General features: G+C 41.8%; 13 protein-coding genes. 11 read left to right on the top strand and 2 right to left on the bottom strand.

Features of this window, described 5'->3' with window-relative positions:
• Window positions 1-107: 107 nt before the first annotated feature.
• The 4 genes from thpR to NST81_RS13465 all read left to right on the top strand — a co-directional run bounded on the left by thpR (window position 108) and on the right by NST81_RS13465 (window position 5,491).
• Window positions 108-698: an RNA 2',3'-cyclic phosphodiesterase gene (gene thpR, locus NST81_RS13480; RefSeq protein ID WP_244878007.1), complete on the top strand. Its 591-nt coding sequence runs from the start codon at window positions 108-110 to the stop codon at window positions 696-698.
• Window positions 682-1,677 (top strand): hypothetical protein, encoded by a 996-nt coding sequence (locus NST81_RS13475; RefSeq protein ID WP_048623853.1) that lies wholly within the window; start codon window positions 682-684, stop codon window positions 1,675-1,677. The genes thpR and NST81_RS13475 overlap by 17 nt, the downstream gene beginning before the upstream one ends.
• Window positions 1,678-1,991: 314 nt before the next feature.
• Complete coding sequence (gene pulA, locus NST81_RS13470; protein WP_341030073.1) at window positions 1,992-4,133, top strand: type I pullulanase; 2,142 nt, start codon at window positions 1,992-1,994, stop codon at window positions 4,131-4,133.
• A 584-nt stretch (window positions 4,134-4,717) separates the two neighbouring features.
• Window positions 4,718-5,491 (top strand): phosphotransferase family protein, encoded by a 774-nt coding sequence (locus NST81_RS13465; protein WP_048624514.1) that lies wholly within the window; start codon window positions 4,718-4,720, stop codon window positions 5,489-5,491.
• A gap of 5 nt (window positions 5,492-5,496) precedes the next feature.
• Here the strand turns inward: NST81_RS13465 and NST81_RS13460 are convergent, their stop codons facing one another.
• The gene (locus NST81_RS13460) at window positions 5,497-5,775 is read right to left on the bottom strand and encodes a YtzH-like family protein (protein WP_003355696.1); all 279 of its coding nucleotides are present in this window, start codon (window positions 5,773-5,775) and stop codon (window positions 5,497-5,499) included.
• Between the two features lie 113 nt (window positions 5,776-5,888).
• On the opposite strand from NST81_RS13460, the gene trmB reads away from it, so the two are divergent.
• On the top strand, window positions 5,889-6,560 hold the full coding sequence (gene trmB / locus NST81_RS13455) for a tRNA (guanosine(46)-N7)-methyltransferase TrmB (RefSeq protein WP_341030072.1): 672 nt from the start codon (window positions 5,889-5,891) through the stop codon (window positions 6,558-6,560).
• A 127-nt stretch (window positions 6,561-6,687) separates the two neighbouring features.
• On the opposite strand, the gene NST81_RS13450 is transcribed toward trmB, so the two are convergent.
• Window positions 6,688-7,002: a PepSY domain-containing protein gene (locus NST81_RS13450; protein ID WP_040342037.1), complete on the bottom strand. Its 315-nt coding sequence runs from the start codon at window positions 7,000-7,002 to the stop codon at window positions 6,688-6,690.
• Window positions 7,003-7,159: 157 nt separating this feature from the next.
• Here NST81_RS13450 and NST81_RS13445 point away from each other — a divergent pair, with 157 nt between their 5' ends.
• From NST81_RS13445 to NST81_RS13420, 6 genes are all read left to right on the top strand, one after another.
• Window positions 7,160-8,227, top strand: a complete 1,068-nt coding sequence (locus NST81_RS13445) for a M42 family metallopeptidase (RefSeq protein WP_048623850.1) — start codon at window positions 7,160-7,162, stop codon at window positions 8,225-8,227.
• 121 nt (window positions 8,228-8,348) lie between these two features.
• Window positions 8,349-8,870, top strand: coding sequence for a DUF84 family protein (locus NST81_RS13440; protein ID WP_341030071.1), 522 nt, complete (start codon window positions 8,349-8,351; stop codon window positions 8,868-8,870).
• A 314-nt stretch (window positions 8,871-9,184) separates the two neighbouring features.
• Entirely contained in the window at window positions 9,185-9,502 is a 318-nt protein-coding gene (locus NST81_RS13435) for a thioredoxin family protein (protein WP_341030070.1), read from the top strand.
• 26 nt (window positions 9,503-9,528) lie between these two features.
• A complete protein-coding gene (locus NST81_RS13430) occupies window positions 9,529-10,323 on the top strand; it encodes a DUF1444 domain-containing protein (RefSeq protein WP_341030069.1) in 795 nt (264 codons plus the stop codon).
• An 18-nt stretch (window positions 10,324-10,341) separates the two neighbouring features.
• Entirely contained in the window at window positions 10,342-10,947 is a 606-nt protein-coding gene (ytpR, locus tag NST81_RS13425) for a YtpR family tRNA-binding protein (protein ID WP_341030068.1), read from the top strand.
• A 412-nt stretch (window positions 10,948-11,359) separates the two neighbouring features.
• Window positions 11,360-13,819 (top strand): DNA translocase FtsK, encoded by a 2,460-nt coding sequence (locus tag NST81_RS13420; RefSeq protein WP_341030067.1) that lies wholly within the window; start codon window positions 11,360-11,362, stop codon window positions 13,817-13,819.
• Window positions 13,820-13,892 lie beyond the last annotated feature (73 nt).

The following is a 13,892-nucleotide window of genomic DNA, read 5'->3' as shown; positions in this document are numbered from 1 at the left end:
ATTTTATACTTTTTCCCATTTTTTGATACAATGTAATTATTATTTTGGGATAGTGGCTCGATTTTTAGACATCATGTGCTGGAGGGCCAATCATAGGAGTGGTGGAAGTGAAAACTCATTATTTTTTTGCTTTAAGGCTGCCTGATGAAACAAAAGAATATTTGTATTCTTGGCGGCGCCAATTTTCATTGCCGTTCAAACGTTGGGTGCACCCGAACGATTATCATATTACGTTCGCTTTTTTAGGCGACGCAGATCCAAAGCCGTTACAAGAAGCGGTGGATACAGTAAAACGGATCGTCGAAAAAACGCCGCCTTTTTCCGTGCAGATTGACTCTATCGGAACATTCGGCCGTAAAGAATCTCCCCGAATTTTTTGGGCAGGAACCAAACAGAACAACCGCCTCTTCGATATTCAAAAACAAGTATTCCAAGCTGCGAAAGAGGCAGGTTTTCAGTTGGATTCTAAACCATTCCGCCCTCATATTACGCTGGCGAAAAAATGGAATGGGGATATTTCGTTTACAGATGCAACCGGTTTTTTGTACGCCAAACCACCTTCCCATATTTTTCAAGCAGACTCAGTGGTGTTGTATCAGACCCATTTAGACCGTTCGCCCATGTATGAAGAAATTGTCCGGTTTTGTTTCGAAAATAAGGAAGGAAAGGAATCGAAAGGAAATGGCTCAGTTAATTAAGCTCCAAGATTATGTGTCTCGATATCAACAAGATGTGTACCGTTACCCATCCCAATTTATCCGATTAAAAAAACAACAGTGGGACAAGTTTGTGAATTGGAGCGAAATGCAAAAACAGGAGCATGAGGGGTGGGCGCAAGAGGAATCCCTTTTTTATGAAGATGAGAACAAGGAAAAAACAAATATGTTCCATAAATTGAAAAATATGTTTCGAAAAAGGAATTTTTCGATGGATGAAGGGGAAAATGAAAAGAAAGAGTCTCCCTTTTTTCAAATGGATCTTTCGAATATGAACGAATTGGAGTTAAAACAATTTTTTCTCGATCAGCTGTTTGAATTTCAAATCAAGTGGGCAAGTTCCACTTTAACAGAAACATCATATATTGATTACAAATATTTTTATGATGAACGCTTAAAATATTTTCTGCAAAGATTTCCAGATACGTTTCTCGTCATGTATAAGCCGATATTGGCTTTGAAAAAGGCGCCGGTCGAATTGGATGTTCTCCTGTTGACGCCCACTGAACTATGGTGTCTTACTTTTTTGGAGGAGGAAAACCGGGCTGTTTATTTTGGATCATCGGATCGATTCTGGATCAAAAAAATAGGAAAAAAAGAGAAAAAAGTGTTAAGTCCGGTTCTTTCTTTGCAAAGAATGGGGGTCATCGTGTCTAAGTTATTTCGTACGTACAATGTGGATTTTCCGGTGAAAAAAGCGGTCATATCGCGAAACGGCTACATTGATTATCCATCTCCTCCTTTTGATCTCCACATTTTCGATAAAAAAAGCTATCCGAAATGGTTTGAATCGATGAGAGAGTTCCGTTCCCCGTTAAAAATGACACAGTTAAAAGCAGCCAAAACCGTTTTGGAATTTGCGGAAACCAACAGCATCAATAGGCCGGAGTGGGACGATGAGGCGGAATGGCCAGATCATGAAATTGAAATCGGAGATGAAGCAGAAGATAGAACACTTTGAAAAGCACAAAAGCTGTGCTTTTCATTTATCACCAACTGCCTGACCGTTAGATAAAATTCGATCAGAGGGGGCAAAAGCTGGATTCTTTTAGCTGTATAATCGGATCAATTTCATCATCCGGCTGTAATTTTTCAGCGTTGTATAGGTTTCTGTTGACAAGTCAGTAAAGAAAATGATGATAAAAACATTTCCACTTTCAGAGTGCTCAGATGACAAAAAGAATTTTTATAAATGAATGGGCGGCACCGTCTCCTTGGCTAATGATCCGTTAAGCGGGAGCAAGGACTGAAACAGTGGAAAGGAAAGAAGGATGTATGCTTCCTAAAAATCAATCGTTTCATGCCTACCAAGATGAGTTGGATGTCTTCACTATTTTTCTTTCATACGATTACTTTCAAGGAGAATCGTCTTCTTTTCGACTAAAAACGGAAGATGCCATAATTGACTTGAACATATTGGAGAAACTGGATTCAGAATACGGCAGAACATATCGTTGCGAATCTCCGGTGGTTCCGGTTTTCGGGAAAAGTCATTATATTTTGGATGAAAGAGGGCAAGAAACGTTATTACTTGTCGGCAAAGTTATTCGTACGAAAGAGTTCGACCAAATGTTTTTTTATGAGGGAAAAGATTTGGGAGCTCATTATACAAAGGAAAGGACCGTTTTTAAAATATGGTCGCCGGCAGCGATAGAGGCGAAAGTCCATGTAAAAAGAAGAGGGGCAATCAATTGGGAAACGTTTTCGCTCATTCGGGAAGAACGAGGAGTTTTTTCTGCTGTCGTGAAAGGCGATTGGGAACAATCTTGCTATTATTACGAAGTTTTTATAAATGGAGAATGGAGAAAAGCGGCTGATCCATATGCAAAAGCAGTCAGTCTGAACAGCGAGTACAGCTGCGTCGTCGATCTCGGCAAAACCAATGTTAAAAGAGTTTCTCCTCCGTCTTTTGGATCGCCCGTCAATGCAATCATATACGAAACATCGATTAGAGATCTCACCATTCATCCTGACAGCGGAGTAAAGAACAAGGGAAAATATTTAGGAGTTGCGGAAAAAAATACGAGAGGAAAGACGGGAGGAATAACGGGTTTATCTTATATCAAAAATTTAGGAATCACCCATATCGAATTTCTTCCTTTTCACGATTTTTACGGCGTTTCTGACGAAAAACCGGAAGAATCATACAATTGGGGGTATAACCCTCTATTTTATAACGTACCTGAAGGATCTTATGCAAGTGAGCCTCAAAACCCTTACAATCGGATTCTAGAGTTAAAGGAAATGATTGAAGCCGTTCACTCTGAAGGAATGCGAGTCATAATGGATGTTGTTTACAACCATTTGTATGAACGGGAGAGCTCCGCTTTCGAACAACTTGTTCCGGGGTATTATTTTCGTTTTGATGAAAACGGGCGGCCGTCCAATGGCACCGGAGTTGGAAATGACTTTGCTTCTGAACGTCTGATGGCTCGAAAATTCATTCTGGATTCCATTGAGTTTTGGTTGAAAGAATATAATGTTGACGGGTTTCGTTTTGATTTAATGGGTATTCTCGATGTAGAAACGATGAAAGAAGCAGTAAAAGTGGCTCGCTCTTACAAGCCGGACTGTCTTATCATCGGGGAAGGATGGGATTTGCCGACGCCGCTCCCCCGAAAGCAAAAAGCTGCGCTTCATAATCAGCATATACTTCCCGAAATTGGCCAGTTTAATGATTTTTTCCGCGACTCCGTAAAGGGGGGCGTATTTCATCTTTCGGACAAAGGCTTTGCTCTTGGAAAGCTGGATATGTATGAAAAAGCTTTCCATGCGGTGTGCGCAAGCATCCCTTTAGAAGGCAGAACGGGAATATTTACAGAGCCGCTGCAATCTGTAAATTTTGTCGAATGCCATGATAATCATACTTTGTGGGATAAGTTAATGGCTTGTTTTCCAAACCAAGAGGAGGAAAACCGTCGCCGCCACCTTTTAGCTACTGCTATGGTTTTGCTTTCCCAGGGGATTCCTTTTCTTCACAGCGGCCAAGAGTTTTTTCGGACAAAAAAAGGGGTTGGAAACAGCTATAACAGCGAAGATGAAATCAATTGGCTGGATTGGAGCAGGAAGGAGAATTATAAAGACGCCGTTGATTATATAAAAGGTTTGATTGAAATTCGGAAAAATCATGGAGCTTTCCGCTTGCAAACTGCTGAGGAGATCCGAAAGCATTTGAAAAAATGGACAGTAAGGAAGGGAATCGTATCAGTTTTAATGGACGACGTGGGCGGCAAGGGACCTTGGAATAAGATTCTCGTCGTGTTTTATCCGAATGAATTGTCTGGAGAAATGGCTCTTCCCGGCGAGTCTGCTTGGAAAGTGATTGCGGATGAGAACCGTGCAGGCATTCAACCAATCCGAGAAGTGGAAAAGACGCTTGTCCTTTCTCCTATTAGCTGCTATGTATGTGTTCAATAGCAGGAATCTTTTTTATCGTCTCTGTTCATGCTATGGGAAAGAATAATAATTTAGAAAGCGGCAAGTCTTTTTTGCGCGAACTTGTTTCTATTTTTTTAAATGATGAGTTTAGATCCTTTCAACACGAGGAAAGCGAAACTTCCGTCAGTGGGGACTGTTGATGGTTAGTTGGACATAACGGTCATTTTGAGGCAATTGTCCTTTAAAATCGAACCCCTATTTTGCTTGTGATGAGAAAAAGGGACCCTCTGCTTTTTCAAGCGAAGTCCATTGGTCATTGGTCGGACCATTGCCTTCGCATTGTGCTGAAGTCGTTTTGGACGGCATCTTGACGAAAACACTCGAAAGAAGATAAAATTTAAAAAGTAGTTTCAATTGAAAAGCGGATGTTGAATTGAAGGAAAGCTGAATGGAATAGAGTATGATCGTTTTACTTGGAATGATTTCATTCAGTGGTAGCTTGCCCGTTTGGATCGAACGGACGGAAAGCTTAAAAATATAGGAGAATCGGATTGCGCAATAAGATGGATAATCAATCGGGAAAAGAGCGTATGGACAAAGCTGCCAAAATAAAATTAAATAAATTGGAACATTTGTTTGATCAAGAATGGGAGATTATCCCCGCCGGAGGACTTACCGGCGAAGCTTTTTTTGCCAAGCATGAAGAACAGAGGCTTTTTTTAAAGCGAAATTCTTCGCCTTTTCTTGCTGCTTTGTCAGCTGAGGGAATCGTTCCCAAACTTGTGTGGACGAAAAGGTTAGAAAGCGGGGATGTGATTACCGCCCAGCATTGGCTGAACGGCAGAGAGCTGTCTCCTGATGAGATGGTGGACAGAAGGGTGACGAAATTACTAAAAAAAATTCATACATCTAAACCGCTTTTGACAATGCTGGAGCGACTTGAAAAGCGCCCGGTTCAGCCGGAAAAGCTGTTGCTGGAAGTCCAAGATGGAATTGACTTGAATTTGCTGCAGCATCCTACCATTCAAAAAGCCTTTGAGTTTCTGCAAAAAAAGGTCAAGTTCATTCGCTATGACGATTATGCCGTTTGCCACGGAGATGTCAACCATAACAACTGGCTGCTTTCCGAAGGCAATCGTTTGTATTTGATTGACTGGGACCGCCCTCTTATAGGCGATCCGGCCATTGATTTGGGCATGCTTCTATATTGTTATATCCCCGGAAATGATTGGGAAGAGTGGCTTAGGTTGTACGGAATGGAACTGACTACTCACCTTCAATTGCGGATGAAATGGTATGTGGTGATGCAAACCATATTATCTATTCAATGGCATAAAGATAAAAGCCGTTTTCATGAAATGAACCGCTGGCTTACCTTTCTCCATAACATCTTATGATCGTGTTAAGACAATTGGTCTATATCGCTGACCCATTGAGATAAGTGGTTTTGATGGGCTTGGATGTGCTCATCCAAATGTTGTGTATATTGACCATCTTGGCTGTATTGATAAATTTCCTGCAATGTTGATTTGACACCTTGATCAACGTTTGCATTGGCCATCAACGATTTTGCCAGTCTTTCGAGCTGTTCGCATTCCGAGACGGTTCCGCAACAATCCAGTTGATGGTCGCTTAAAATATCTCTTAATAATTGTGCTTGATCCTTCCATGTTAAAGGCATGGCACTCATCCTTTCTTTCGCATCATATAAGGAATTCTCTTATTTTAGTGTCGGGAATTCTTTTTTTTTTTATGCATGAAGATTATGAACGAATAGACAGTGGGGGATTTTTAATGCGTTTACGAAACAAACCTTGGGCTAAAGAAAAAATTCGGCAATATCCACAATATGTGATTCCTGAACCTGAAAAGCAAAAAGGAAAATGGCGGGAAATGTTCGGAAATGATCAGGCGATCCATTTGGAAATTGGCACAGGAAAAGGACAGTTTATTGTGGGGATGGCTCGATTGCATCCTGATGTCAATTTTATTGGAATTGAACTGCAAGAAAGCGTGATTGTATCTGCGCTTGACAAAGTAATAGAAGCAGAATTGCCGAATGTAAAGCTGTTGAATGTGAACGCCGGACATTTAACCGATTTTTTTGCCAATGGGGAAATCGAAAGAATTTACTTGAATTTCTCAGATCCTTGGCCAAAGAAACGACATGAAAAACGGCGATTGACTTACAAAAATTTTCTGAAAGCCTATGAGGAAATTTTGGCGGATGGCGGCGAGATCCACATGAAAACGGATAATCAAGGATTGTTTGAATACTCGCTTGTCAGCTTCTCGCAGTACGGTCTTATTTTAAAGGATGTGAGTCTTGATCTTCACAACAGCGATTATCAAGAAAATGTCATGACCGAATATGAAGAAAAATTTTCGCAAAAAGGAAATAGAATTTATCGCTGTGAAGTGCAGTTTCCGGCAAAAAAGGCAGAGGAGAATGAAGTTTTGCTTTAAAAAGGGGCCTTAACAAAACCGAAAAAAAAGAGATGATTTTTCCACAAATCAACTGTCCGTTTTCGAAGTGGGAAAGCGTTTTGTCAGTGCCAACGGGAACGATCGGACCGAACCCGTTGGCGAGCGATCAGGAGAGGCGATAGACGTCCATAATGGTTCCGGTGCTGGCATCGGCAATAAATTCATACTGCTCCAATTCGCCATCCCGTCTTCTGGAAATTCCGCCTTTATAAACAGTTGTGTCAATTCCAAGTTTTTGATATTGTTCCGGTTTCATTTGAATCCATGACCCTTCAATGATTCCTTCTTTGTTAAAGGCTTCTTTGACGCGGGCAAGGACCTTTTCAGCTGCAACGGTAGGCGAGGACGTTACCGCTTTTTGGGCAAACAACGCGCCTGCTGCACCGGCGACTGCACCTAATGTAAAAGACTTCCACCCAATTCTCATGAGCACACCCCCAAAAAAGTTACTATTTTCAGTATACATGAATTTGAAAAATTCGCCATATGGCAGGGGAGGCTCAATTGGAAAAGGGTTTCAAAGTTTTGTAAAATAACGATGTACATAGTTTTGCAACAACGAAAAGGAGCATGATCTCATGAATCAAGAAACGTTGGAATTGTTTCGACAATTAACCGAACTTCCGGGAGCTTCCGGAAATGAACATGCTGTACGTGCATTTATGAAGGAACAGCTTTCTCAATACGCTGATGAAGTAGTGCAAGATCGGCTAGGGAGTATTTTTGGGGTCAAAAAAGGAAACGGACCTGTCGTGATGGTAGCTGGTCATATGGATGAAGTAGGATTTATGATTACTTCGATTACGGATAACGGAATGCTCCGATTTCAGCCGCTGGGAGGCTGGTGGAATCAAGTGCTGTTAGCGCAGCGTGTACAAATTATAACGGAGAACGGACCGGTAATCGGTGTGATTGGATCCATTCCTCCCCATTTGTTAAGTGAAGAACAGCGGAAAAAACCGATGGAAATAAAAAATATGCTCATTGATATTGGAGCGGACGACCGCGAAGATGCGGAACGGATTGGCATTAAACCGGGGCAGTTTGCCGTGCCGATTTGTCCATTTACTCCATTGGCTAATCAAAAGAAAATTTTAGCCAAAGCTTGGGATAATCGCTATGGATGTGGGCTTGCCATCGAATTGTTGAAGGAAGTAAAAGATGAAACGCTTCCTAATACGCTTTATTCTGGAGCGACTGTTCAAGAAGAAGTCGGCCTTCGAGGTGCGCAGACAGCTGCCAATATGATTAAGCCGGATATTTTCTTCGCGTTGGATGCAAGTCCCGCCAATGATATGTCCGGAGATAAAAATCAATTTGGCCAATTGGGTCAAGGGGCTTTGATTCGTATTTATGACCGGACGATGGTAACTCATAGAGGAATGAGAGAATTCGTTCTCGATACGGCAGAATCAAATCAAATTCCTTATCAGTTTTTTGTTTCACAAGGAGGGACGGATGCCGGAAGAGTGCATTTGTCCAATGAAGGCGTCCCGAGTGCGGTGATCGGGATTTGCTCCCGCTATATTCATACGCACGCCTCGATGATTCATGTAGATGATTACCAAGCTGCCAAAGAATTGTTGATTAAGCTAGTTCGTTCATGTGATCAATCAACGGTTGAGGCCATTCGGAATAACGGGTAATGGAATATTGGTAGACATTCCATCCATGAATGGATTTTTCTAAAAGATGTGACTGCCGGAACGGAAAGGTTTTTCATTTATAGAGAAAGTGGTTTGGTTGAGACAGAGGGAGTGGCAATCCGTGAAAATAGCGGTGGGGTCAAAAAATGCAGCAAAAATCGCTGCCGTGAAAGAAGGAATCCAATTTGTTCAATTGAGTGCCGAAGTACTTTCGGTTGACGTCGAATCGGGGGTAAGCAATCAGCCTTTTTCGGATGAGGAAACCATAAGAGGAGCCATTCAACGAGCGGAAAGATCGCTGTTGGCGGAAAATGCTGATGTCGGAATCGGTTTGGAAGGCGGCGTAACGGAAACGCCACACGGTCTTTTGCTTTGTAACTGGGGAGCTCTGGCGGAAAAAGGAAAAGAGTCCCTCGTGGCCGGAGGAGCTCGGATTCTCTTGCCGAAAGAGATTGCCGAAAGATTAAGAGCGGGGAAAGAGTTGGGACCGGTGATGGATGAATTTTGCCGCAGAAAACAAATTCGTGAAAAAGAAGGAGCAGTTGGCATCTTTACAAACGGGCTTGTCACGAGAAAAGACATGTTTTTCCATGTGATGAAGCTGCTCCTCGGACAATGGCTGTACCGAAAGAATGAAAGGTAAGATCTTACTCTTATAAGGATATAGCCATTGAAGCCCCGGTTTGTTTGTTGAAGTAAATTTTTGTTTTTTTGGGTAACTCTTGGCAGGTTTTCGAATTTCAAGCAAAAGGGATCTTTGCTTGTCGATCAGAACGAAGCGCTCGGTGGCTTTAAAAAACGAATGAAGTTTTTTGCGGCATGGTGAGCGCTATTCTTCATTTTACTGGGTAGTTTATGATAATCTTATGATAGATTCGGATGTATCTTTCTCCGTGTGTTTTTAAAGGATTCAATTTCTAATTTTTATTAAATGAGAATGGTCAGGAGGAATAAAGGATGCAAGAATTAAAATCATTAGAACAATTTGAAGAACTTAAAAATAACGGAAAACACATTTTTCTTTTTTCAGCAGAATGGTGCGGAGATTGCCGCTTTTTGGAACCTTTTCTTCCTCAAATTGAAGCAGAGCACCCGGATTATACGTTTGTCCATATTGACCGGGATGAATATATCGACCTTTGCCAACAATTAGACGTTTTTGGAATTCCTAGTTTTATTGCTTATGAAGACGGGAAAGAGCTTGGAAGGTTTGTCAGCAGAGATCGTAAAACAAAAGAAGAAGTGGATCAGTTTATTGACAGCCTCCAAAAATAAGTTCCTTTGGACAGGAGGAAAATTCATTGGACAGTAAAGCGCTGCGAAAGGAATTGGAAAAACGATTAAAATCAGAAAACCGCCTTTTTACATTTGATCGGGAAAAAGATGTTTTACGAATTGAGGACAAAGAAACGAGAAAAGGGGTTAACGTTTCACTCCCGCCCATTTTAGGCAGATGTGAAACAATGAAAGAGAAGGCAATCGATGAGGTTGTTTACTATGTCAATGAAGCGCTGGCTGTCATGGGAAAAGAACCAAGCTTATCGGAAAGAGAAAAGTACATTTATCCGGTTATTCGCTCCACATCTTTTCCAAAGGAAGCGAAAGAAGGCGTACCTTTTTTGTATGATGATCATACGGCCGAAACAAGAATATATTATGCCCTTGATATGGGGACTACTTATCGGTTGATTGATAAGGAACTGTTGGAAAAGGAAAACTGGGATGCCAGAAGAGTGAGAGAGACGGCGAAATTCAACGCCCGCTCCCTTTCTACTTCCGTTAAAAAAGATGAGGTAGCGGATAATGTTTTTTATTTTTTAAATACAAATGACGGTTATGATTCAAGCCGAATTTTAAACGAAAAATGGCTTTCTGAGATGGAGGAGAAAGTCGAAGGTGTGATGACTGTCTCCGTGCCTCATGCAGATGTGCTGATCATCGGGGATATTCGCAATGAAACCGGATATGACATATTGGCTAATATGACGATGAGCTTTTTTGCCAACGGACGGATACCGATTACGGCTTTGTCATTTTTGTATGAAAATGGCAAGCTGGAACCGATTTTTATTTTAGCCAAAAACAAAAGAAAATGAAGGGATGGAAGATTGTAAGTGAACGTATTTTATAATCGAAAAGGTGTAGGGGATACTCTACTAATATCGATCAAAGATTTTTCGCAAGAGGAAATTGCCGTAGACGTGCGAAAAGAAGCGGCCAGAATTTATCATGAACCAACCAATGAAACGGCTGGTTATAATATTTTTCATATATCCAAATTCCTGGAAATTGAAGGTAATGGCCCCGTCGTCATGAACGAAGACCTTCTCGGCAAAATCAATCGGATTTTGCAGGAGTGCGGTTTTGATGAAACGTTAGAAGGAGATTTTTCTCCTAAATTTGTGGTAGGATATGTGAAAGAAAAGGAAAAGCATCCTAATGCAGATAAATTGAGCATCTGCCAAGTCGACGTAGGAAATGAAACATTGCAGATTGTATGCGGAGCGCCTAATGTGGAGGCGGGCCAAAAAGTGGTTGTCGCCAAGATCGGCGCTGTCATGCCAAGCGGAATGGTTATAAAAGATGCGGAGCTGCGAGGAGTTCCTTCGAAAGGCATGATCTGTTCGGCTCGCGAGCTTGAGCTGCCGAATGCTCCTAAAGAAAAAGGAATTTTAGTTTTATCAGATGAATATGAAGTCGGTCAGCCGTTTTCCTTTTAATGGATAATGGCCGGTGAATAAAGATGTGAACAAGGGTTTGGTTCTTTCAACCTTTATAGGAAGATGATTGTATCCTATTAATGGTTGTAGAAGGATCGGACCCTTTATTCGTTTCAATGGATTTCTTGTTGTGGATATTGAAAGGATCGGTTGAAAAGTGAGCAACGAGTAAAGATTGGATGGTATTTCTGCAAAAATGATTTTCCGAGATTTTCAGTATAGAAAGATCTAGGTGGAGTCTGTTCTGGCTGGTTTGCCATTCCCTTAGGGAGAAAAGCCCAAAGCCTTCATCGATGAAAAGAGGCTTAAGAATATTTGTTGTTCTTGCATTTTCAGCCTATTTTCCTCTCGAATTTTTCTATTTAACTGTTAAAATAGAAATGATTCTTAAATAAAGAAAGAGTGGTAAACTTTGAGCTGGCTGAAACGATTTATGAAACTTTTTATAGATGAAGAAGTAGTAGAAATTGAAGAGAGCGATTCTCCGCATGTACCGCGGCAGGTACCAAAGGAACGAACAGACAATCTGAAAAAAAATCCAACAAAGCCGGTGCGGGAATTGAAAACGAGAATTGCTTACCATTATCCGCAAAAACCCCTATCTTTGTCTACTGCGTCGGAAAAAACAGAAAGAAAAACGCTTGAACGACATAACCGGCATCGGAGAAATGAGCCGATCAAACCGGAACCAAAACCAACAACGGAAAACTTAAAGAGTGCTTCTTATCATGTGTCGAGCGAACGGAAAGGCAACCGTCCTTTTCGACCAACGAATATTCCGTCTCCTATTTACGGGTATAAACGTCCGTCAGAAGCAAGCCAAAGCGAAGTTGTAGAGTACGAGTTGAAAAATTCTTTTGTGGAAGGAGAAGTGTCAGGTCACACAGAGACGCTAAAAAGAAAGAATGAGAATTTTGAAGAGCAGAAAGAACGAAATCAGACTTTGGCTGTTCCGTTTAAAAACGAAGAAAAACAGGCCGAACCTTCCGGAAAAGAACAGGTGGCGGCAGAAAAAGAACAGGTAATCCTTGAAGAGAACCATCTGAAAGACGAAGCGGCTTCCAATGAATTTTCTCATTCGGAAGACTCCTCATTATCAACGAAACAATCATCACAAGAAAACGATTTTCCTACGGTAGAAGAAGCGGTAACAGACGAGCATGAAAATGTAAGAAAAATGGAACCAGTCGAGGAACAGAATTCTGTTGTCCGGGAATTGGACACTAGTAAGGATTCGAATCAAGAACAGCGATCGGAAACTGTTTCTGAAAGGGCAGACGCAGACAAATCGAATAAATCACGTCCGCATCTCCCCTTTAATGTGCTAATGCTTAAGCAGGACAAACGGAATTTAGAGAAGAAAAATATCGCGAACAATCGGAAACAGCCGGACATGGCTCCTCATATCCATAAAGTGGAAAAGGGACAAGCGGAGGAGAACATCGAAAAAGAAACTGACCATCAGCTGCCCGATATCCGTTTTTTGACTCCGCCGGCTGAAAAAAAAACGAATGAAGCATGGATACAACAGCAAATTCAATTATTAAACGATACGCTGAAAAACTTCCGTGTACGCGCTAAGGTGGTGAATGTCACGGAAGGACCGTCTGTCACCAGATTTGAAGTACAGCCTGAACCAGGGGTGAAAGTGAATAAAATTACGAACTTGTCGGATGATATTAAGTTGAGCTTGGCGGCCAAAGATATTCGGATAGAGGCGCCTATCCCGGGAAAACATACAATCGGAATTGAGGTTCCGAATAAAGAAAGCCGCCCCGTATACTTAAGCGAAATTATTATGAGCCCTTCATTCCAAAACAGCCAATCTCCTCTCACGATTGCGATGGGACTGGATATTTCCGGCCAAGCGGTTGTGGCTGATTTAAAGAAAATGCCCCATGGATTGATCGCCGGCGCAACCGGCTCTGGAAAAAGCGTCTGCATCAATTCCATATTGATCAGCCTTTTGTATAAAACGACTCCTGAAGAATTGAAACTGCTATTGATTGATCCGAAAATGGTTGAACTCGCGCCGTACAACGGCATTGGACATTTGGTCAGCCCGGTTATTACGGATGTAAAAGCAGCTACCCAGGCGTTAAAATGGGCGGTGGATGAAATGGAAAGGCGGTATGAATTATTTGCTCATGCTGGTGTTCGAAATATTGAACGGTTCAATCAAAAAGCGTTGGAAGCAAAAGAAAAGCGTATGCCTTATATCGTCATTGTGATTGATGAATTGGCTGATTTAATGATGATGTCTCCCGCTGATGTCGAGGAAGCGATTTGCCGAATTGCCCAAAAAGCGCGGGCATGCGGCATCCACTTATTGGTAGCTACTCAGCGGCCGTCCGTCGATGTGATCACCGGGTTAATTAAAGCCAATATTCCTACCAGAATTGCCTTTTCCGTTTCCTCTCAAGCGGATTCACGAACGATTTTGGATGCCGGGGGAGCTGAAAAATTGTTAGGAAAAGGCGATATGTTATTTTTGGACAACGGAACATCAAAGACGGTGCGGCTTCAAGGCAGCTTTGTTTCTGATGGGGAAATCGAAAGAGTGGTTTCCTTCGTGAAAGAACAGTGGGAATCCGATTACTTGTTTGTTCAAGAAGAACTTGTTCAAAAAGCCAACTTTCTGCAAGATGAAGATGACTTGTTTAAGCTGGCCTGTGAGTTTGTCGTCCGCCATGGCGGTGCTTCCGCTTCTTTATTGCAAAGACATTTTCGCATCGGCTATAATCGCGCGGCTCGGCTGATTGAAATGATGGAAGAACAAGGAATCATTTCGGAACAAAAACCCGGCAAGCCCAGAGACGTTTTAATCACGGTAGAAGATTTTGAGGATTTAAAGGAATCCAGCCAATTCTAATGCGTGCTTTCAAAACAAAAAAGCGGCTCATTTGCGATGATTTTAAATCTTGAATGAGCCATGAAACATTCTT

Source organism: Bacillus sp. FSL W8-0223, from assembly GCF_038006805.1.
GTDB classification, from domain to species: Bacteria; Bacillota; Bacilli; order Bacillales; family DSM-4216; genus Bacillus_O; species Bacillus_O smithii.
Note: the sequence above shows the minus strand (reverse complement) of the source record. Positions and strands in the feature narration are given on the sequence as shown.

Excerpts from the sequence above, each read along its gene's own strand:
- trmB (WP_341030072.1), top strand. The coding sequence starts at position 5,889 with ATGCGTTTACGAAACAAACCTTGGGCTAAAGAAAAAATTCGGCAATAT.
- NST81_RS13460 (WP_003355696.1), bottom strand. The coding sequence starts at position 5,775 with ATGCCTTTAACATGGAAGGATCAAGCACAATTATTAAGAGATATTTTA.
- NST81_RS13435 (WP_341030070.1), top strand. The coding sequence starts at position 9,185 with ATGCAAGAATTAAAATCATTAGAACAATTTGAAGAACTTAAAAATAAC.
- pulA (WP_341030073.1), top strand. The coding sequence starts at position 1,992 with ATGCTTCCTAAAAATCAATCGTTTCATGCCTACCAAGATGAGTTGGAT.
- NST81_RS13475 (WP_048623853.1), top strand. The coding sequence starts at position 682 with ATGGCTCAGTTAATTAAGCTCCAAGATTATGTGTCTCGATATCAACAA.
- NST81_RS13445 (WP_048623850.1), top strand. The coding sequence starts at position 7,160 with ATGAATCAAGAAACGTTGGAATTGTTTCGACAATTAACCGAACTTCCG.